Source organism: Candidatus Pantoea rara (assembly GCF_051136265.1).
In the GTDB taxonomy this organism is placed as follows: Bacteria; Pseudomonadota; Gammaproteobacteria; order Enterobacterales; family Enterobacteriaceae; genus Pantoea; species Pantoea rara.
The window spans coordinates 152,771-170,350 of sequence record NZ_CP194943.1 but is presented as its reverse complement, the minus strand read 5'-3'; the positions used below and the strand labels follow the sequence as shown (position 1 = coordinate 170,350).

General features: G+C 51.8%; 19 protein-coding genes. 5 read left to right on the top strand and 14 right to left on the bottom strand.

From position 1 onward, the window contains the following. Positions 1-113 precede the first annotated feature (113 nt). Entirely contained in the window at positions 114-2,075 is a 1,962-nt protein-coding gene (locus ACR8BF_RS19290) for a sigma-54-dependent Fis family transcriptional regulator (RefSeq protein WP_179898262.1), read from the top strand. On the opposite strand, the gene ACR8BF_RS19285 is transcribed toward ACR8BF_RS19290, so the two are convergent. Both ACR8BF_RS19285 and ACR8BF_RS19280 read right to left on the bottom strand, forming a co-directional pair. Next, positions 2,056-2,457 (bottom strand): YkvA family protein, encoded by a 402-nt coding sequence (locus tag ACR8BF_RS19285; protein WP_179898261.1) that lies wholly within the window; start codon positions 2,455-2,457, stop codon positions 2,056-2,058. The genes ACR8BF_RS19290 and ACR8BF_RS19285 overlap by 20 nt on opposite strands. A 100-nt stretch (positions 2,458-2,557) precedes the next feature. After that, on the bottom strand, positions 2,558-3,178 hold the full coding sequence (locus tag ACR8BF_RS19280; RefSeq protein WP_434746168.1) for a TetR/AcrR family transcriptional regulator: 621 nt from the start codon (positions 3,176-3,178) through the stop codon (positions 2,558-2,560). A gap of 178 nt (positions 3,179-3,356) precedes the next feature. On the opposite strand from ACR8BF_RS19280, the gene ACR8BF_RS19275 reads away from it, so the two are divergent. After that, positions 3,357-4,568, top strand: a complete 1,212-nt coding sequence (locus tag ACR8BF_RS19275; RefSeq protein ID WP_434746167.1) for an MFS transporter — start codon at positions 3,357-3,359, stop codon at positions 4,566-4,568. Positions 4,569-4,707: 139 nt separating this feature from the next. Here ACR8BF_RS19275 and ACR8BF_RS19270 read toward each other — a convergent pair whose 3' ends face one another. After that, a complete protein-coding gene (locus ACR8BF_RS19270; RefSeq protein WP_434746166.1) occupies positions 4,708-5,661 on the bottom strand; it encodes an MBL fold metallo-hydrolase in 954 nt (317 codons plus the stop codon). An 82-nt stretch (positions 5,662-5,743) separates the two neighbouring features. Between ACR8BF_RS19270 and ACR8BF_RS19265 the strand changes: the two genes are divergently transcribed. Continuing rightward, entirely contained in the window at positions 5,744-6,673 is a 930-nt protein-coding gene (locus ACR8BF_RS19265; protein WP_179898257.1) for a LysR family transcriptional regulator, read from the top strand. 1 nt (position 6,674) lies between these two features. Here the strand turns inward: ACR8BF_RS19265 and ACR8BF_RS19260 are convergent, their stop codons facing one another. Further along, entirely contained in the window at positions 6,675-7,544 is an 870-nt protein-coding gene (locus ACR8BF_RS19260; RefSeq protein WP_434746165.1) for a LysR substrate-binding domain-containing protein, read from the bottom strand. Positions 7,545-7,702: 158 nt separating this feature from the next. On the opposite strand from ACR8BF_RS19260, the gene bla reads away from it, so the two are divergent. Then, entirely contained in the window at positions 7,703-8,584 is an 882-nt protein-coding gene (gene bla, locus ACR8BF_RS19255) for a class A beta-lactamase (protein WP_434746164.1), read from the top strand. A gap of 161 nt (positions 8,585-8,745) precedes the next feature. Here bla and ACR8BF_RS19250 read toward each other — a convergent pair whose 3' ends face one another. The 8 genes from ACR8BF_RS19250 to ACR8BF_RS19215 form a co-directional block, all read right to left on the bottom strand. Next, positions 8,746-9,219, bottom strand: a complete 474-nt coding sequence (locus tag ACR8BF_RS19250) for an NUDIX hydrolase (RefSeq protein WP_434746163.1) — start codon at positions 9,217-9,219, stop codon at positions 8,746-8,748. A 77-nt stretch (positions 9,220-9,296) separates the two neighbouring features. Continuing rightward, positions 9,297-10,721 carry an alpha,alpha-trehalose-phosphate synthase (UDP-forming) gene (locus ACR8BF_RS19245; protein WP_434746162.1) on the bottom strand — a complete coding sequence of 475 codons (1,425 nt, stop codon included), beginning with the start codon at positions 10,719-10,721 and terminating at the stop codon, positions 9,297-9,299. A 115-nt stretch (positions 10,722-10,836) separates the two neighbouring features. Next, positions 10,837-11,385 carry a GNAT family N-acetyltransferase gene (locus ACR8BF_RS19240; protein ID WP_292986168.1) on the bottom strand — a complete coding sequence of 183 codons (549 nt, stop codon included), beginning with the start codon at positions 11,383-11,385 and terminating at the stop codon, positions 10,837-10,839. 293 nt (positions 11,386-11,678) lie between these two features. Then, positions 11,679-12,119: a GNAT family N-acetyltransferase gene (locus ACR8BF_RS19235; RefSeq protein ID WP_434746161.1), complete on the bottom strand. Its 441-nt coding sequence runs from the start codon at positions 12,117-12,119 to the stop codon at positions 11,679-11,681. A 36-nt stretch (positions 12,120-12,155) separates the two neighbouring features. Continuing rightward, positions 12,156-12,833 carry an anti-sigma factor gene (locus ACR8BF_RS19230; protein ID WP_434746160.1) on the bottom strand — a complete coding sequence of 226 codons (678 nt, stop codon included), beginning with the start codon at positions 12,831-12,833 and terminating at the stop codon, positions 12,156-12,158. Beyond that, positions 12,830-13,378: a sigma-70 family RNA polymerase sigma factor gene (locus ACR8BF_RS19225; protein WP_179898249.1), complete on the bottom strand. Its 549-nt coding sequence runs from the start codon at positions 13,376-13,378 to the stop codon at positions 12,830-12,832. Before ACR8BF_RS19225 ends, ACR8BF_RS19230 begins: the two co-directional genes overlap by 4 nt. A 61-nt stretch (positions 13,379-13,439) precedes the next feature. Continuing rightward, on the bottom strand, positions 13,440-14,000 hold the full coding sequence (locus ACR8BF_RS19220) for a fasciclin domain-containing protein (protein WP_292986166.1): 561 nt from the start codon (positions 13,998-14,000) through the stop codon (positions 13,440-13,442). Between the two features lie 169 nt (positions 14,001-14,169). Then, positions 14,170-15,738 (bottom strand): methyl-accepting chemotaxis protein, encoded by a 1,569-nt coding sequence (locus ACR8BF_RS19215; RefSeq protein WP_434746159.1) that lies wholly within the window; start codon positions 15,736-15,738, stop codon positions 14,170-14,172. A 337-nt stretch (positions 15,739-16,075) separates the two neighbouring features. Between ACR8BF_RS19215 and ACR8BF_RS19210 the strand changes: the two genes are divergently transcribed. Further along, positions 16,076-16,585 carry a GrpB family protein gene (locus ACR8BF_RS19210; RefSeq protein ID WP_434746158.1) on the top strand — a complete coding sequence of 170 codons (510 nt, stop codon included), beginning with the start codon at positions 16,076-16,078 and terminating at the stop codon, positions 16,583-16,585. 110 nt (positions 16,586-16,695) lie between these two features. Here ACR8BF_RS19210 and ACR8BF_RS19205 read toward each other — a convergent pair whose 3' ends face one another. Both ACR8BF_RS19205 and ACR8BF_RS19200 read right to left on the bottom strand, forming a co-directional pair. Further along, a complete protein-coding gene (locus ACR8BF_RS19205; protein ID WP_434746157.1) occupies positions 16,696-17,223 on the bottom strand; it encodes a rhodanese family protein in 528 nt (175 codons plus the stop codon). Beyond that, positions 17,220-17,537, bottom strand: a complete 318-nt coding sequence (locus tag ACR8BF_RS19200; protein WP_434746156.1) for an ArsR/SmtB family transcription factor — start codon at positions 17,535-17,537, stop codon at positions 17,220-17,222. The genes ACR8BF_RS19205 and ACR8BF_RS19200 overlap by 4 nt, the downstream gene beginning before the upstream one ends. Positions 17,538-17,580 lie beyond the last annotated feature (43 nt).

Here is a 17,580-nt window from a genome sequence, read left to right as displayed (position 1 = left end):
TCCGGCAAATTTTGTGAGCGCTGCCACAGCGCCACGTCACAAACTGGCAACAAAGTTTACATGTCAACTTAACATGTCAATAAAATGGACATTAAATTGAGAGGGAGTAGCCGGTGAATCAGCAACTGTTATTACGGGATGAGAGTGACGCGATTTTCAGCCTGCCAGATCGTGAAGGCGCTGATAGCTGGGACGCCCTGCTATGGCAGAGCTGGCAGCGTTTTACCCAGGGCGAACAACCGCCAGCGCTGCGACAAACGATTCTGCACTCCTGGCAGCGCTCGCAGCAGTACGCTATCGATCCCCACTGTTTTAGCTATACCGCCCCGCCAGCCAGTGAGCTGACAGCCATTCTTGAGAACAATGCTGAACTAATACTTGTTGCGCGCAGCATTATGGAAAATTTGCTCGCCTATAATCCGGACGGGCACATAAACCTCACCGACGCCCAGGGCGTGACGCTGCATTATTGCGGTGCCGACCTGACACCCGTCGGCAGTATTCTGCGTGAAGAGATATTGGGCACTAACTGTACTGCGCGTTGCCTGATTGAACAGCGGCTGGTGTATGTGCTGAGCGGTGAGAACTGGAAATTTGATCTGCGTAAACGTCGCCGCCAGTGTGCTGCGGCACCAGTGCGCGATGAAAATGGACAGTTGATTGGCGTGCTGACGCTGACCGCCACGCCGGATAACTTTAACGCCCACACGCTCGGTACCGTACAGGCGGCGGCGGAAGCTGTCGGGCAGCAACTGATGTTACGACGCCTGCTGGCTGAACAGCAGTCCATTCTGGAGACGCTGAATGAAGGTGTCATTGTCTGTGATAAACAGGGGCGCATCAAAACGCTTAACCGCTATGCGCGCCAGATTTTCAGCGGGCTGGATCCACGCGATACTCCGATTGATGAACTGCTCAAGCCGCAGAGCGGATCGCTGCTTTCCATGCCTTTCTGTAATGACCTCGAACTGCAGTTCCGGCCCGACGGCCTCGCTCCCCTCTCCTGCCTGATATCGTTGATGCCCGCACCGGATGGCGGGCGGGTCTTGTCACTGCGTGAAAATCAGCGTATCCGCGCCATTACGCGACGGGTAATGGGTGTCAGCGCCAGTTACACGTTTGAGATGATTCGCGGCCATTCACCCCGCCTGCAGCAGGCGATACACAAGGCACGTATCAGCAGTCGTACCGACAGCACAGTGTTGCTCAGCGGTGAAAGCGGCACCGGCAAAGAGTTATTTGCTCAGGCCATTCATAATGCCAGTCCGCGCCAGCAGGAAGCATTTATCGCCCTGAACTGCGGCGCGTTACCGCGGGATCTGGTGCAAAGCGAGCTGTTTGGCTATGCCGATGGTGCCTTCACGGGTTCACGGCGTGGCGGTTCAGCGGGCAAATTTGAACTGGCTGACGGCGGCACCCTTTTTCTGGATGAGATTGGTGAGATGCCACTCGAAGCGCAAACCAGCTTATTACGGGTTTTACAGGAGAGCGAAGTGCTGCGTATCGGCGCGGCGCAGCCAGTGAAAGTGAATGTGCGCATTATCGTGGCAACCCACTGCAACTTACTGGACGCCGTGGAGAAAAACGCCTTCCGGCGCGACCTCTATTATCGTCTTAATGTGATTTCACTGGAAATCCCGCCGCTGCGCGATCGTCGCGAAGACATTCCGGAGCTGGTTAACATCTTTATTCAGGCACTCTGTACTCGTATAAAGCGTATTCCGCCGGTGGTCGCGCCTGACGCAATGGCCTGTCTGCAAGCCTGGGATTGGCCGGGAAATGTGCGCGAGCTGGAAAATGTCATCGAGCGGGTCATCAACCTGAGTGAAGGGTTAGAGATTACCCGAGCCGATTTGCCTGAATCTCTGCAGGACGTCTTAGCCAGTGATGCGTCCGGGGATAGTCAACCCTCGTTGCAAAACCTGGAGCGCATGCATATTTTACAGGTTGTCAGTGAACAACAGGGGAATCTGCGTCAGTCGGCGCAACTGCTCGGGATCTCACGCACGGCGTTATATAACAAGCTGAATGCATGGAAAATCGACTACCGTGCTTTCAGAAAAAATGATGCCTGAACGCAGCCATGAGCTGACTTAACAGTACGGTGGTACAAACAATCCATATCACGATAAAGATCCCAGCCGTTATACGACTGACCGGACGTTCACTGGCTTGCGCTGCAGTTTCACGATGTTCGCGCATCACCTCGGGGGGAATAAGACGCACCACCAGCATGATCCCCAGCGGTACAATAATCAGGTCGTCGAGATAGCCAATAACGGGAATAAAGTCGGGTATCAGATCGATGGGTGAAACCGCATAAGCCGCGACGATCAACGCCAGCACTTTAGCAACCAACGGCGTAAGGGGATCGCGTGCGGCAAGCCATACCGCATGCACATCTCGTTTGATGTTTCGCGCCCACGTTTTCGCGTCAGCAATAAGCTTGATTGCCACGATTCGTCTTTTCCTTATTGAGAACGGCGGGTATTACGTTCACGCACAACTGCCCTCTGAGATGAACACGCGTCGTATTAAGCCTGGGCGTCGTTTTCTGTCAATCAACAGCGTTAAGGACAGCGGCATCCCAGGTCTTCATGGCGGTTAATACCGCCGCATCAAGTTCTTTACCGGTTGCACCATCGCGGGCTTCGGTAGACAGGCCGATTTCAAAACTGTGAAAGAACCTGGCCAGTGCCTGCACGTCTGTATCGGAAGCCAGAATTCCCGCCTCTTTCGCGCTGTTAACACATCGCAAAAATCCCGCTCTGGTCCTGGCGCGTTGCGCTGCAAGAATCTCACGAATGTGTGCGTTTGCAGGTGAACAGGTATTAACGGATAGCGCGATCAGGCAACCGCTGGGATGCCCCTGTTCGGTCTGCATCTTTGCGGAACGCCGTAACGCGAGTTCGATAGCCTGTCTTGGTTCAAGCGTGTCGTCCCAAAGACAATCGTTCACCTGACCATATGTCGTCATATAGCATTCGACAACCTCTTCGAATAGCGCCTCTTTAGACCCAAACGCGGCGTAAAAACTGGGTGCGGTGATACCGTTACCAAGATTCGCCTTGAGCATGGCAAGCGAAGTGGACTCGTAACCATGCTGCCAGAAAAGTGTCATTGCCTGAAGAATTGCCTCGTCACGGTCAAATGTTCGTGGACGTCCCATCTGAGCCATATCCGTTCCTTTTTAAACTTGCCTTAGATAAATACTAATCGATACATATGTGCTTGACAAGCTACCTGACGGCCTATAGTTTCGAATATATATACCGATCGTTATGTATATCAACCCACCCGTGACCACACGGATTTTCTCAATTTTTAAGCGTTACAAACTTAAAAAAGGACTCAACGTGCACGCCCATACCGCATTCAGTGAAACCACAACACACCGAGGCCTGCCTCTGGCTTCCCTGCTGGCCTTTGCCATGACAGGCTTTATTGCCATCCTGACTGAGACCCTTCCGGCGGGTCTGCTGCCGGAGATCGGAAAAGGGCTGGGTGTTTCTCAGGTAATGGCAGGCCAGCTGGTCAGCATCTATGCGCTTGGATCGCTGCTGGCGGCGATCCCGTTAACGGTTCTGACCAGTGGATGGCGACGTAAAAAAGTGCTGCTGCTTGCCGTTGGGACATTCCTGATTTTCAACACCGTTACCACCCTTTCGTCCAGCTACTGGCTGACGATGGCAGCCCGCTTCATGTCCGGTGTGGCTGCCGGACTTGCATGGGGAATCCTGGCGGGCTATGCGCGCCGCCTCGTTCCTGCTGAGTTGCAGGGCCGCGCGCTGGCCATTGCGATGGTCGGAATACCGGTTGCCCTGTCGCTGGGAACCCCGGCAGGCGCATGGCTGGGCAGTATGATGGGATGGAGAGTCTCCTTTGGGATCATGGCAGCACTGGCCATTATTCTCTTTATCTGGACATGGGTCGCGGTTCCTGACTTGCCGGGCCAGCAGGCTGACCGTCGACTGCCGGTATGGCAGGTTTTCCGTATGCCCGGCGTCAGACCCGTTCTGGCGGTTATCCTTCTGTGGATGACGGCTCACAACATTCTTTATACGTTCATCGGGCCGTTTCTGCAGTTGTCGGGGCTGACCGAAAACGTTGGGCTTATTCTGCTGATGTTTGGCATTGCAGCACTGGCTGGCATCTGGATTACCGGCATGCTGGTGGATCGCCATCTGCGCAATCTGGTTCTGCTCAGCCTTGTGGCACTGGCGGCGGTTTCTGTGGCGCTGGCCGCTGGCATGTGGGAACAGATTGTGGTCTATGTGGCTGTCATTGTATGGGGATGGTCTTTTGGGGGGGCATCCACTCAGATGCAGACGGCCGCTGCTGACGCGGCAGGCAATCATGTCGATGTCGTTCAGGCGATGGTGACAACCGCATGGAATCTGGCCATCGCCAGCGGTGGCGTCATTGGAGGTCTGCTTCTTAATAACGCCGGTGCGGTCTCTTTCCCCTGGGCGCTCCTGGCCTTTATGGTTGTTGCGTTTATCATCGCCTGGCGTGCAAGAGAGCATGCCTTCAGGCCTGGTGCCAGAGGCAGCACGATGAAAGAGTGAATTTAAGGGGCATCCGGAATGGATGCCCGATGATGGCTCAACCTGCTTAGTTTTAAGCTTGTGACGGATAAGTCCGCCTAAAACGCTTAACTAAACCAATTATTTATAACGTATTGCAATAGTTAGCCTCACTAAAAACTTACTGCCCGAGCTGCGTGGTGTAATTAGCAGGCACCCAGCGATAAGCATCACCCTCGTACATAACATGGCCCAGACCAGGGAAGGCGATATGCGCCGCAGCGACCCAGTAGCCCTTATCAGCAGCCTGTTTCAGTACCCTTTCACGTGTAGTGACAGCCCGTTTCTGATCGACATCAAAGTGTATAGCTACCTCCGGATCGGGCATTTGCACTGCTCTGGCATGGATGATATCGCCCCACAATACCAGCGTCTGCCCTTCACTCTCTACGTGATAAAGTACGCTGCCCGGTGTGTGACCGGCTGTCGACTCAGCGCGAATTCCTCCCGGTAAGGTGGCTGGCGCCATGAACGTTCTAAGCAGGCCAGCATTGATGAGCGGGCGAAGCGTCCGTTCAGACTCAGCAAAGGTATGAGTCTGACTGGCCTCCACCCTGCTGACATTAGCCGGATCAAGCCAGAAATCGACATCCCGTTTATCGACGAACACCCCGGCATTTGGAAAGGCAGGCTTGCCTGCACGCGAGACACCGCCTGAGTGATCGGCATGGATATGGGTCAGAAGCACGGCATCGATCGACTCTGCCGGATAGCCAGCGGCTGCCAGATTAGTCAGCAGATGGCCGCCATGGTGACCGAATAGCTCGCCGGCTCCGGTATCGATTAAGATTCGCTGTTTGCCATCGTCTATGACAAAGGCGTTAATCGATGTTTCGGCCTGCGGCGTCATTGCGTCTGTGGCCATTGCTTTGCTGAGTTTATCCGGTGAAATATTTGTCAGTAATGTATCAAGAGGAATCGTCACCGTGCCGTCGGAAACGGCGGTAATGCGCAATTTCCCCAACTTCATCCGGTAATAGCCCGGGGCCTGCTGATCCAGTGCAGACGGCTGTTCGGCAGCCTGGACAGAACCGAACGCGATAAGTGAAGCCAACAGTATTAGTAAAATTTTCATCAATTTCTCTCCTGGAAAGTGTCATCACAACCTGGTGGGCAGTATCCTTACGCAACCTGTATCACTCAAATTGATTAAACTGATGCTGACTATCAAAGAAGATGATTTTCATCGTATCGATCTGAATTTACTGATGGTGCTGTTAGTTCTGAAGCGGGAAGGCAGCGTTACTCGTGCAGCAGTAAAGCTGCATCTGGGTCAGCCTGCGGTCAGTAATGCTCTGGCCCGGTTGCGGGTGATGTTCAGCGATCCCCTGTTTGTGCGCACGGCGAGAGGCATGGAGCCTACCCCGCGAGCTGAATCGTTGATCGCTGAGCTGGGCCCTTTAATGGCGCATATGCAGAACATTCTGTTTCAGCCAGCATCCTTCACGCCTTCTAAGGCGACGCATGTTTTCCGACTGGGGATGAGTGACTGGGTTGAACGCTGGCTGATGCCAGAACTGTATACGCGCATTTCGCGCACCGCTCCGGGCGTTACGCTTCAGGTCATAGCCAGCGATCCCTTTCGGGATGCGGAACTGGTCGCGCGTGGAGAGATCGATCTTGCTATTTCAGTGGGTGATAATATGCTCGCCACGCTGCGGCGCGAGAAGATTGTCTCACATGAATTTTGTACGGTGTGGCACCCGCGACAGCTTTCGTTGCCTGCACCACTAACACTGGAGGATTACGTGGCGCACGATCATCTGCTGGTCTCTTATCGTGGAGCGACCTGGAGCGCCATTGATGACCAGCTTGCAGCAGTGGGAAAGGCACGTTCGATTCGCTACGTGACGCCGCATTTTTCCTCTTTGCCTCCACTGCTGGTTCGCACACCCGCCCTGGCTACCGTCCCTGCCGGGCTGACCGATGACTGGGTGACTCATTACGGCTTATGCTGCAGTCCTGTACCAGTAGCAACGCCTGAAATCGCCCTTTCATTGCTTTGGCATAAACGCTTTGATAACGATATGCCGCTGAGCTGGCTCAGGGAGGAACTGCGTAACGTAATGACAGATCGAACTGGATAAATCACGGTGTAATTATTTGCTGAATAATCCATTCCCGGAATATATTCATCGACTGGGTTATTTTTCTGGATCTCTGCCACGTTAACCAGTACCCATCATGTCCTGAATAAATATCAAAGGGTCTGGCAAGTAAGCCTTGCTTTATTTCCGGTTGAAACATGACATCAGGAGCCAGTGCTACGCCGCCAGTGATCATCACGGCATCAATAATAAGGCGTGAAGAATCGAAAACAGGTCCATTAATTCTGAATGGCGGGATGCCTGCCGCAGCAAACCAATTTTCCCACTCTTCCAGACGATAAGAACGTAATAAAGTCTCGCCGGATATATCACCAGGCTTTAGCAGTCTCTTCGCTGTTTGAGCCCGACACAGTAGCGTTAGCGGCGCATCCATGATTAACAGGTTATGCGATGAGGTCCAGTTGCCAGAACCGTATCTTATAGCAAAGTCGACACCCTCTCCGGCGAGGCTTACAACGTTATTGTTCGTCTGGATACTCAGTTCGATAGCAGGATGCCTCTGCTGAAAATCTTCAATTTGTGGTAAAAGCCAGCCCAGTGCAAATGTGCCCACACAGGAAATAGTCAGTGCCTCCCTGACTTTCCCTCCTTCAAACTGGCGATAAGCCTTTTCAATTCCATGAAATTCTTCTGAAATTTTGGAGAAAAGTAACCGGGCTTCATCGGTCAGCTCAAGGCCCCGTGAAAGCCTTTTAAATAAAACCAACCCTAATCTTTCTTCAAGCAGCCTGACCTGCTGACTGACCGCCGCCTGAGAGACGAACAGTTCCATGCCAGCCCTCGTAAAGTTGAGGTGTCGGGCAGAAGCTTCAAACGCACGCAGCGCATTGAGCGGGATGTCACTTTTCACATCAGACCCCAGAAATCCTTATGACTGGTATCAATTTATACCGTTTTTTCTTACAGGAAAATTGGTTTATTTTGAGGCAAGTAATTTAAGGGATGAGAAGTTATTCCCGCGTGAACTCAAGCACACTCTGATTTATTGATTTCTGAAAAAGGTAAAATATGAAGGTGAATTTTAAAACAAGCCTGGCCGGCATTGCACTGCTCGCCGCTGCAGGTTGCTCAGTCTCAGCCTATGCTGCGTTCGACCAGCAAACGTTAAAAAGCCAGTTTGAGACACTGGAAAAGCAATCAGGTGGAAGACTCGGCGTGACAGTTCTTGACACCTCAGATGGTTCAAAATATTCATGGCGAGGCAATGAGAGATTTCCGCTCTGCAGTACGAGTAAAGTGATGGTAGTTGCGGCGATATTAAAGAAAAGTGAAAGTAACCCTGGTTTGCTTAATAAAAAAATTCATATAAATAAAAGTGACATGGTTAATTACAACCCAATTACCCAGAAACATATCGACTCATCCATGACTGTCGCTGAGTTGAGTGCTGCGGCGTTGCAATACAGTGATAACGCTGCGATGAATAAATTACTCACTTATCTGGGGGGCCCGCAGCAGGCCATCAAATTTGCCCGGACAACAGGTGATACGGTTTTTCGTCTGGACAGAAAGGAACCTGAACTTAATACAGCAATTCCGGGTGATGTGCGTGATACAACGACACCATCAGCGATGGCTGACACACTTAACAAGCTTGTTCTGGGACCTGCACTCAAAGAAGAGCAACGAACAAAGCTTTCAGATTGGATGAAGGGCAATACTACGGGTGTAAACAGCATTAAAGCGGGTCTTCCGGCTGACTGGATAGTGGCAGATAAAACCGGCAGCGGAGACTATGGCACAACTAATGACATTGCCGTCATCTGGCCAAAGAATCACGCCCCCATCATTCTGACGACCTACTTCACGCAGCACGGTAAAAACGCAGCCGCGCGGAAAGATGTACTGGCCAGCGCAGCAAACCTGGTAGCTGACGCAATCAGTAAATAAAATAGTTCAACGTGCCGGCTACGTTCTACTGATCGGCTCGGTATGAGCCGATCAGTAGCCTGATAGCCCGAAAAACGGGGTCGTCTGTGCTGTACCGCACATGCATCATGCACACCTGTGAGTCAGACTGCCCCTCAACAGACGGGTTAGCGAACGTCGGATCAGGATGGCGTAAGCGCTGAGGAACCCGCTAATTTGCTTTTAAGCAGGTTAATGATGAGGTCGCGTGGGAAGATCGTTTCATCAGACTTTATGAGTTCTTCTAAAGTCCACCAATGATGCCCGCGAATGACATCCTTTTCATTGCGACTCCATCCTGAGGCGTCAGGATCTGATCTTTCTGCATAAATGATGAAATAACGCTCTTTAGCAAGAACATTCTCCCCATCAGGCAACATCATGGTGAAGTCCCGCGACGCTATCTGCGGCCCTGGCGTTGTTCTTCTCAGACCCGTTTCTTCAAATAACTCGCGCAAAGCCGCCTGTTCGTAAGATTCCTGGTCCTCAAGCCCGCCACCCGGTGTCGCCCAGTATGATTTTCCGCTCAGAGCATCACCTTTATGGCAGAAACTAAAAAGAAGAACGCGATTTTCAGGTGAAAGAATGAGGAGTCGGGATGACGGTCGAATACGCACAAAGCCCCCTTAATTAATAGTGAATTCCGATCGCCGATACACTCAGTTTATCAATTCCTGCTTTATAACTTTAAAACTCAGTACCTCGCCCGGCTACTGCTAAGGCGCGGAGAAAAGGCAGGCGGCGGCAAGGCTTCCGGGGCAGCAGGCTCAGCGTTCAGCAGGCGCAAAAATGACCCAGCCCAATGATGACTGTTGTGCATATGCAGACCTTTCATCAGACGGGCATGCAAACTTCGCCGTTCGTGTAACGGCATCTGCAGGGCACGATGCACTGCACTCGCCATGGCATCTGGGTCATAAGGATTGACGATGATGGCACCCTCCATTTGCTCTGCTGCCCCGGCAAACTGCGAGAGAATAAGCACGCCGGGATTTTTCGGGTCCTGCAGGGCGACATACATTTTCGCCATGAGGCTCATGCCCGCCATTAATGGCGTTACCAGCGCAACGCGTGAGGCACGATAGATACCGGCCTGTTCTTCCCGGCTGTAGGTGTGAGTCAGATAGTTGACCGGATACCAGTTCATTGTGCCATGCACGCCATTGAGCTCGCCGCACAGTGCTTCCAGTGCATGGCCGAGTTCTGACGCATCATGTGCGTGTCCGGCTGACGGCGGTGCCAGTTGCAACAACGTGATATTTTTCTGATAGCAATCATGCCTTCTCAGTAGCACCTCCAGGGTGCTGATCCGGTAAGGCAGCCCTGAACTCTCATCAAGATGGCCACCGCTGAGCACGGTATTTTCAGGCAGGCTTTCGCGACACTGCATCTCCATGTAAGCACAACTGTTGCTCTCGCGCAGACACTGGACGTCATCAAGGTCAATTCCGACCGGGAACACACCCACCCGGATAATCCGGCCATGAATGCGGAAGCTCTGGGCCTCCAGCCGCTCCAGCCGGAATTCGCTCTCCAGCCAGACGAGAAAGTTATTCATATCCTGTACTGTCTGGAAGCCAATAAGGTCACAACACAGTAATGAGTCCGTCAACCAGCGCCATTCGGGAATGGTTTCAAACATTCTGCCAGCCGGGAAAGGCTGATGCAGAAAAATACCCACCGGGTTAATCAGTCCTTCCTCACGAATATAAAAAGCACAGCCAAGCAGATGATAATCCTGAATCCAGATAACATTGTCGGGTGTGGCATTTTCGCAAATGGCGCGCGCATAGGCCTTATTAAGGTTTTTATATTCCTGAAAGCCACTGGTTGAAAATCGGGCCATGTCAGGGCGCTGGTGAAACACAGGCCAGAGTCCTTTGTGAATATAGTTGTGGTAACCCTCATTCAATTCGCCCGGCGTATAGGGGAAGGTTACGGTTTCATACTGGCCGGCCTGCTGCACGGAGTAGGATCCTGACACATCCCGAGGCATGACAGTGCTTTCACCATCCCAGCTAATCCACAGCCCTCCCTGACGGGAAAGTATGCCTTCATAGACGGCAGTAAGCGTCGATCGTTGACACTGATTATGAGAAACAAGGACAAGGCCTGACATGGTGTGTTCCTTAAGAACCCGCTGCGAAAAGGCAATCGTGCCTGGCAGCGAGCCGCTATTAATCGGAGGTCGGAGAATGAACTGGAGAAAACCGCTCATAAGCGTGCACCTGGACTTAATGCCGGCTGCGGCTTTGGGCGCAAATCGGGTCGTAGCCCCCATCGTGCAACGTTGTTACATAGATGCCGGGCAGTGAGGGAAAAGCCATAAATCCGTTGCGTTCGAAAAAATCCGGTGCGGGCTCACCCATCGCAATGATGCTGCGGCAGCCTCTGGCGCAAGGATGAGACAGACAGCAGTGCAGCAGCCATGAGCCGAGGCCGATAAAGCGATATTCCGGCGAGATGTACAAATTGCGGATTACCCAGGTCTCCGCCATGTCGGTCACCACACGGGCAAATCCAATTTGACGGCCATTGCGATAAAGTCCAAAACAGAGGCTGTTGTTCAGCGCCAGAGTCAGAGAACGAGTATCCGGTATCGATTCGCCCAGCCACTGAGCAATCAGGCGATAGTTCAGCAGTGCCGGATCGGTACTGGCTTCTATGGCATCTCTGAACCATTTGCGAGGCGAAATAAGGCGAAGGCGCTGCTGTTCAGCAAGCTCAGCAACTGCAGCATCGCTGCATCCCGATATGGACCAGGGCTTGTTAATACATTTCATCCACGGCTTCCTTGAACATAGGCGCATAAGCGCCCGGTGCCGTTAATTAAACCGTTCGGCCTGTAAAAAAAGCGTAAAAAGTGGCAGATGAAATGTAAAAACGCCGCAAAGCCTCCGCCGTCTCAACATGAGCGGCCTCGAAAAGTCAGCGAGTTGAATACAGGGAGGGCATGCAGTAATAAATAAAGAGGAGGGGGTGCCCCAGGTCTACTTGCCCCTGAAGCGGGTTTGATGAATGCGTCGCCGGGTCGTTTTAGTGCAGAAGCAGAAAGTCTGAACATTCCTATGCTCTTTCAGAACGTAGCCATCATTGTCTGAAATGATACGCCGTTGAAAAACTTAACCTCTCCCACTTTCTTAAATCCCAGTTTTTCATAGAAGGAAACAGCGAAGAGTGAGGACCGTACACTGATTTCTGAATGTAGCACGGGAACTACCTGCTGCCAGAGTGCTCTCGCTACCCCTTTACGGTGAAACTTCGGATGCACAAAAAAGTATTTCACTAAGTTGCCTTCGAAAAGGGTGAGTACGCCTGTTACCTCACCTCTTTCCTCGGCAATCAGCCAGAGATAGTCATCTGAAGCGATAAATGGCTTAAGCACATCGGGCTTTATACTGTCGGCAAACCATTGCGGACAGGGCTCCATCTCTGAAAAATTACATTGCAACGATACCTCATGTATCAGCTTACTGATGGTTACCGCATCTGATGCAGTCGCGTCCCGGATTTCCATTTTTACGCACGCCTCCTTAATCCGCACCACCAAAGCTTAAAGCAGCGTCACTTTGCCCTGGAAAATCACCGGCCCGGACGGCCCGCTGAGCTTAGATCCCCCCACCGGCTCCAGACTCACCGCCAGTACCGTCTGATTATTCAACTCACCGGGCGGTAAACGGAAAGCATTGTTATTCGTGTGATTGATCAGTCCCAACGATTGTGGCGCAGCACTGCCCCTGATCAGCCAGAGTTGCAGAGCTTTATTCTCTGGCAGCGTGATGTTGAGCGCGGAGACCTGAATGCGTGACGCTGACTTATCCAGACTCACAACAAACTGTGCGTTGGGCTGCACGCCATTGAGTACCGCAATGGGCTGCAGGGAATGCGGTGTATCCGGTTTAATCACCTGGTTGTATATGAGGATGCCTGCCATTGCTGCCGCAAGACCCCAGCCGAGCCAGAAGCCAGGTTGCCTGCGTATTGATGACGTGCCTGAGATGCCAGCGTTCAGGTGAAGATCCTGCACAATCAGCGGCCAGACGGTAGGAGGCGGGATAACATCGTGGGTGAGCAGATCGATGCCGCTGAATGCTTTCTGCCAGTGCAGCACTTCTGCAGCAAAGTGTGAATCGTCGTTGAGGCGTTTATCAAGCCGATGACGTGTCGCATCGTCGGTAAGACCCAGCACATATTCCGCCGCAGTAAGATCATGGTGTTCCTGAGCAGTCATAGGCCTATGCACTCCCGAAGATGGATTAACGCGCGACGGATCCAGCTTTTCACCGTACCCTCAGGCTGGCTCATGGAGAGCGCAATCTCACTCTGCGACAGGCCACGATAATAGGCGAGCGAGATGCTCTGTCGCTGTTCTGAAGGTAAGTGCGCCATACAGTGCTGGAGGCGACGTGCCTCCGCATGACTCTCATCTGAAACCAGTGGCATCTGGACACCCGCTTCCGCTTCGCTGATATCATCCACCGAACAGCATCGGTTTTCATGCTTGCGCAGGAAATCAATCGCCCGATTTCTGGCGATGTGGCTGAGCCAGATGTGCGGTTCGCTGCGCTTATCGTCGTAATAATTTGCCGACTGCCAGATATGAATAAACGTGTCGTGCAGAATCTCTTCTGCCCAGTCCCGGCGTCTGACCATCCGCAGGATGATCCCATAAAGTCGGGGCGACAGGACGCGATAAAGCTGCTCAAGAGCAGCTTTATCGCCGCAGGCTATCAGGTTCATTAAGTCGGCCTGAATGTGGGGCACATTTTTTGTCATCGGCTTCCCTGTAAATGGTGTAGCCACGAAATGAGTGGCCACACTCAGTATAGGTAATGCTTTACGGCATCAGAACGGTATCGATAACGTCAATCACACCGTTGCTCTGGTTCACATCATAAGTTGTGATACTGGCAACATTGCCCTGAGTATCTTTAAGCTGAATGTTGTGTGGCCCGTTCGCCATCACCCACAGCGATTCACCATTGACCGTTTTAAGCTCGGCTTTACCGCCTCCGGCTTTGATTTTTTTCTCCAGTGCTTTCATGTCCAGTTTTCCTGCGACCACGTGATAGGTCAGCACGCTGGTGAGTTTTTGTTTGTTCTCAGGCTTAAGCAGGGAATCAACAGTGCCCTTAGGCAGTTTTTCAAAAGCGGCATTCGTCGGGGCAAAAACGGTAAACGGCCCCTTGCCTTCCAGTGTCGGGACCAGCCCGGCAGCTTTAACGGCGGCCACCAGCGTGGTGTGATCTTTCGAGTTAACAGCGTTCTCAACAATATTCTTAGATGGGTACATGGCAGCACCACCGACCATCACCGTGTCACTGTTCATGCTGGCCGCGTAAGAGGCGCCGCTGAAGACTAAGGCAGAAAAAATCAGAGTTGGCAGGATTGGTTTCATTTTCACTTCCCCTATTGAGTTTACAGGCAGGGCCAGAGTGCCCTTATCTGTTAATACGAATGGGGAAGGAAAACGGATGCAAAAAAATTTAATTTTTTTGAGCAGGGACGTTCAGGCTAAGGCGATATCGCATGAGCCCGCCTGAGCAGGGCTCATCTTATCGCATCATTTAAATGCGGAAGGCATTCACTGCTTCACGTAGAGAGTGCGCCTGAGCTGAAAGCGATTGCGAAGCGGAAGAGGATTCCTCAACCAGCGCGGCGTTATTCTGCGTGACGCCATCCATCTCGTTTACCGCGATGCTGACCTGTGAAATACCCTGCATCTGTTCAGCAGAGGCCAGTGATATGTTATCCATCGCGACGGCTAATTTTCCAACCATCTCATTGATATCAAGAATGCTCTTGCCGGTTCCGGTTGCCACGACGACGCCACTTTCAACCTGCGTTACAGCTTCTTCAATCAGATGTTTAATGTCTCTGGCTGCCGTCGCACTGCGCTGAGCCAGCGTCCTGACTTCACCCGCAACAACAGCGAAACCGCGGCCCTGCTCGCCCGCTCGTGCGGCTTCGACCGCAGCGTTAAGCGCCAGAATGTTGGTCTGAAATGCAATCCCTTCGATGACGGAAGTGATGTCCCGGACTTTCACCGCGCTTTTTGAAATATCATTCATCGTCTCTGACATGCGTTGCATATTGTGTTCACCCGAACGCGCCAGCGCAGCGGTTTCACGGGCTGAATCCGCGGTCTGCTGTGCGCCCGCCGCGTTACTTTTTACAGTCACGGTAAGCTGTTCAATACTGGCAGCGGTTTCCTGCAAAGCGGCGGCCTGCTGCTCGGTGCGGGAAGAGAGTTCGGTATTGCCCTGAGAAATTTCATCGGCGGCCATCGCGACCGAAGTGGAAGAGTCTTTGATATGCGAAACCAGGCTGCGCAGATTGTTTTGCATGCTATCCAGCGACGCCATCATGCTGGTGGTATCTCCCTGACGAAGGGTTACGGTTGTCGTCAGATCACCAGCCGCGATCGCGGCAGCCAGGCCCTGCGCATGGGAAGGTTCCCCACCCAGCTGCACCTTAAGCCAGCGGGTAATCAGGCCACTCATCACAAAGCCCATAATCACAAACAGGGTAGTCAGTCCAGCCAGCGTCATGTAGACACCAGAGAGCGCCTGCGTGGACGTTTCCGCCGTTTTACTCGTTACCCTCGCCTGATAATCAACCATCCCATCCACCGCACTGCGGTAAACAGAGAGTGCAGGAATCAGTTCGCTACGCAGTTTTTGCTGGAATGCAACGGCATCGGACATAAACAGATTTTTCTCTGCCTGTTGAAGCGGACCCGTTGCGACTTCAATTTTATTCAGTTGCGTGGAAGCCTCTTCAACTTCAGCAAGATTGATCCCCGGAATACTTTTGGCACCGTTGATCAGTTCCCGAAAATGCGCAGTGGTGTTGTCACTGTTGGTCTGCAATGCAAAGAACTGCGTTTTTAATTTTTCCTCAGGCTGAGTGCCTGATGCTACCGAAAGTAAAAGCGCCGTTTGCTGGGTTAAGTTGTCTTTCAGCGTCTGAAGGGCCTGGAGATCACCCAGTCGCGCGCGCGTCAATTCCTGCTGATCGCTGGCCGTGTTGAGCTTGAATCCGGCAAAGCCTGTCACAAAAATACCCGTTAAGATGACAGCAAGGAATGCGCCAGTGAGCATCACGCTCAATTTCATTTTTTTATTCCGATACATAGAAGACCTCACGTCTGATTTATTGGATTATCACCGACGTTCCGCATCTATGGCTCGCTGGTACTTGATCTGGTTATCGGCAGCGATCAAGGAAATTACAGTAATGAAAAAACGCAGACGTCACGATTTTGTGCGGAGCAGGCTGGCAAACTCAGGTTCGATGTCAGCCTGTTAAAGGGAGAAAATATGAAGGACTAAGAGATTCATTTTTTTATGAAGTTCAGCATATTCATGTGTGTCCTGATAATTATATGCTGACCAACCGGGTAATCAGACCTGCCATGATCATTCAAACAGTTTGAATGCAGGCATCGATACACAAAGAGTGGACGTAATTATGCGCACAATCGTAGTGGTGCCATACAATGAAAAATGGCCTGAAGCCTTTTCTGATGAACGTTCGCTGATAAAGGAAATGCTCGGCGACGTCGCGGTGACTATTTACCACATTGGCAGTACAGCAGTACCGGGTCTGTCAGCAAAACCCGTGATCGACATACTGCTGGAGGTCTCAACTATAGACGAACTGGATAAGTGCCAGACAGCAATGAGCAACGCTGGATACGTTGGTCGCGGTGAGAACGACATACCGGGGCGCAGATACTTCATAAAGGGGGGCAATCGCCGCAGCCACCAGGTTCATGCCTTTTCGACGGGACATGAACAGATTGAAAGGCACCTTGCCTTTCGTGATTATCTCAGAAAAAACAGTGATTCTGCTGGAGCCTATGCGGAGATAAAGCGTGCTGCTGCACGGGTTTGTCACAACGATCCGCAAGGTTACAGTGCGCTAAAAGCGAAGTTTATTGAGCATCATCTGCAACTCGCGTTGAATGACGGTGCATGACTGGAAGTGCGTTGCATGCCGCGCGCCCTGATTTTTTCAGACTGAAACCTTCAGGCGAGCGCAGTAACCCGTCAGGCGCTGTGATTATTATGGGTAAACAGGGCACACATTTATTTAGCGGCTTTATTCCAGGGCATTTTTTGCAGCAGGCTCGCCATCCCACAAAAACCACTGACGCCAGAAAAAATTAACCCGGCACCAATAAAGCCTGACAGTAAAAATAAGCGACTATCTACGGCATAACCCGCTATCACACCCACCAGAACAAGAATACCTGCGGTGATATGAACCTGTCTTATAATGGGCAGTGGTTGTTTTTTATCTTCAATAATCGGGAGTGCGGCACTCTTCCACGCATTAATACCACCAGACATCAGGAACACGTTCCCGGAACTGGCTGCTCTCATGAGTTGTTCAGCATTATTGGTGGTTCGCATGCCTGCCTGACAGTGAAAAATCACTGGCTGCTGATCTGAACCTTCAACGGTTTTACCCGTGTTAATTTCTGTCAGCGGCAGGGAGAGGGCTTGCGGAATGTGCTCTCTCAGAAAATCAGCACGATCCCTGATATCGACCAACACCGCGCCCTGCTCCAGGAGTTTACTGGCTTGCAACGGCGATAGTATTTCTGGCTTCATTTGAAATCCTCCGGGCAGTAAATCTCTTTTAACGTGGACACCACTTTTTTGACGGCGTCGTCTTTGATGAAATAATTCACTCTTTGCGCCACCCTCGAAGACGAAATCAGACCGTCCTCTTTCATTTTCGCCAGATGCTGAGACGTGGCTGAAGGCGTCAGACCGCTCTGCAGGGCCAGCTCCCCTGACGATGTTCCGGGTTTTTCGATAAGGATGCAGAGGATTAAAAGTCGATGGCTGTTACTCATCGACTTAAGCAACGTGGTTGCCATCGAAGCGCTTTCCTGCAACCGGACAAGCTGACTGTTTTTCATTTCATTACTTTAGAGATTGCTAAATTAAGTAAACACTAAAATA

Bases quoted from the DNA above. Each gene is read 5' to 3' on its own strand.
- ACR8BF_RS19280 (WP_434746168.1), bottom strand. From the start codon at position 3,178: ATGGCTCAGATGGGACGTCCACGAACATTTGACCGTGACGAGGCAATT.
- ACR8BF_RS19270 (WP_434746166.1), bottom strand. From the start codon at position 5,661: ATGAAAATTTTACTAATACTGTTGGCTTCACTTATCGCGTTCGGTTCT.
- ACR8BF_RS19265 (WP_179898257.1), top strand. From the start codon at position 5,744: ATGCTGACTATCAAAGAAGATGATTTTCATCGTATCGATCTGAATTTA.
- bla (WP_434746164.1), top strand. From the start codon at position 7,703: ATGAAGGTGAATTTTAAAACAAGCCTGGCCGGCATTGCACTGCTCGCC.
- ACR8BF_RS19245 (WP_434746162.1), bottom strand. From the start codon at position 10,721: ATGTCAGGCCTTGTCCTTGTTTCTCATAATCAGTGTCAACGATCGACG.
- ACR8BF_RS19240 (WP_292986168.1), bottom strand. From the start codon at position 11,385: ATGAAATGTATTAACAAGCCCTGGTCCATATCGGGATGCAGCGATGCT.
- ACR8BF_RS19235 (WP_434746161.1), bottom strand. From the start codon at position 12,119: ATGGAAATCCGGGACGCGACTGCATCAGATGCGGTAACCATCAGTAAG.
- ACR8BF_RS19230 (WP_434746160.1), bottom strand. From the start codon at position 12,833: ATGACTGCTCAGGAACACCATGATCTTACTGCGGCGGAATATGTGCTG.
- ACR8BF_RS19225 (WP_179898249.1), bottom strand. From the start codon at position 13,378: ATGACAAAAAATGTGCCCCACATTCAGGCCGACTTAATGAACCTGATA.
- ACR8BF_RS19220 (WP_292986166.1), bottom strand. From the start codon at position 14,000: ATGAAACCAATCCTGCCAACTCTGATTTTTTCTGCCTTAGTCTTCAGC.
- ACR8BF_RS19215 (WP_434746159.1), bottom strand. From the start codon at position 15,738: ATGTATCGGAATAAAAAAATGAAATTGAGCGTGATGCTCACTGGCGCA.
- ACR8BF_RS19210 (WP_434746158.1), top strand. From the start codon at position 16,076: ATGCGCACAATCGTAGTGGTGCCATACAATGAAAAATGGCCTGAAGCC.
- ACR8BF_RS19205 (WP_434746157.1), bottom strand. From the start codon at position 17,223: ATGAAGCCAGAAATACTATCGCCGTTGCAAGCCAGTAAACTCCTGGAG.
- ACR8BF_RS19200 (WP_434746156.1), bottom strand. From the start codon at position 17,537: ATGAAAAACAGTCAGCTTGTCCGGTTGCAGGAAAGCGCTTCGATGGCA.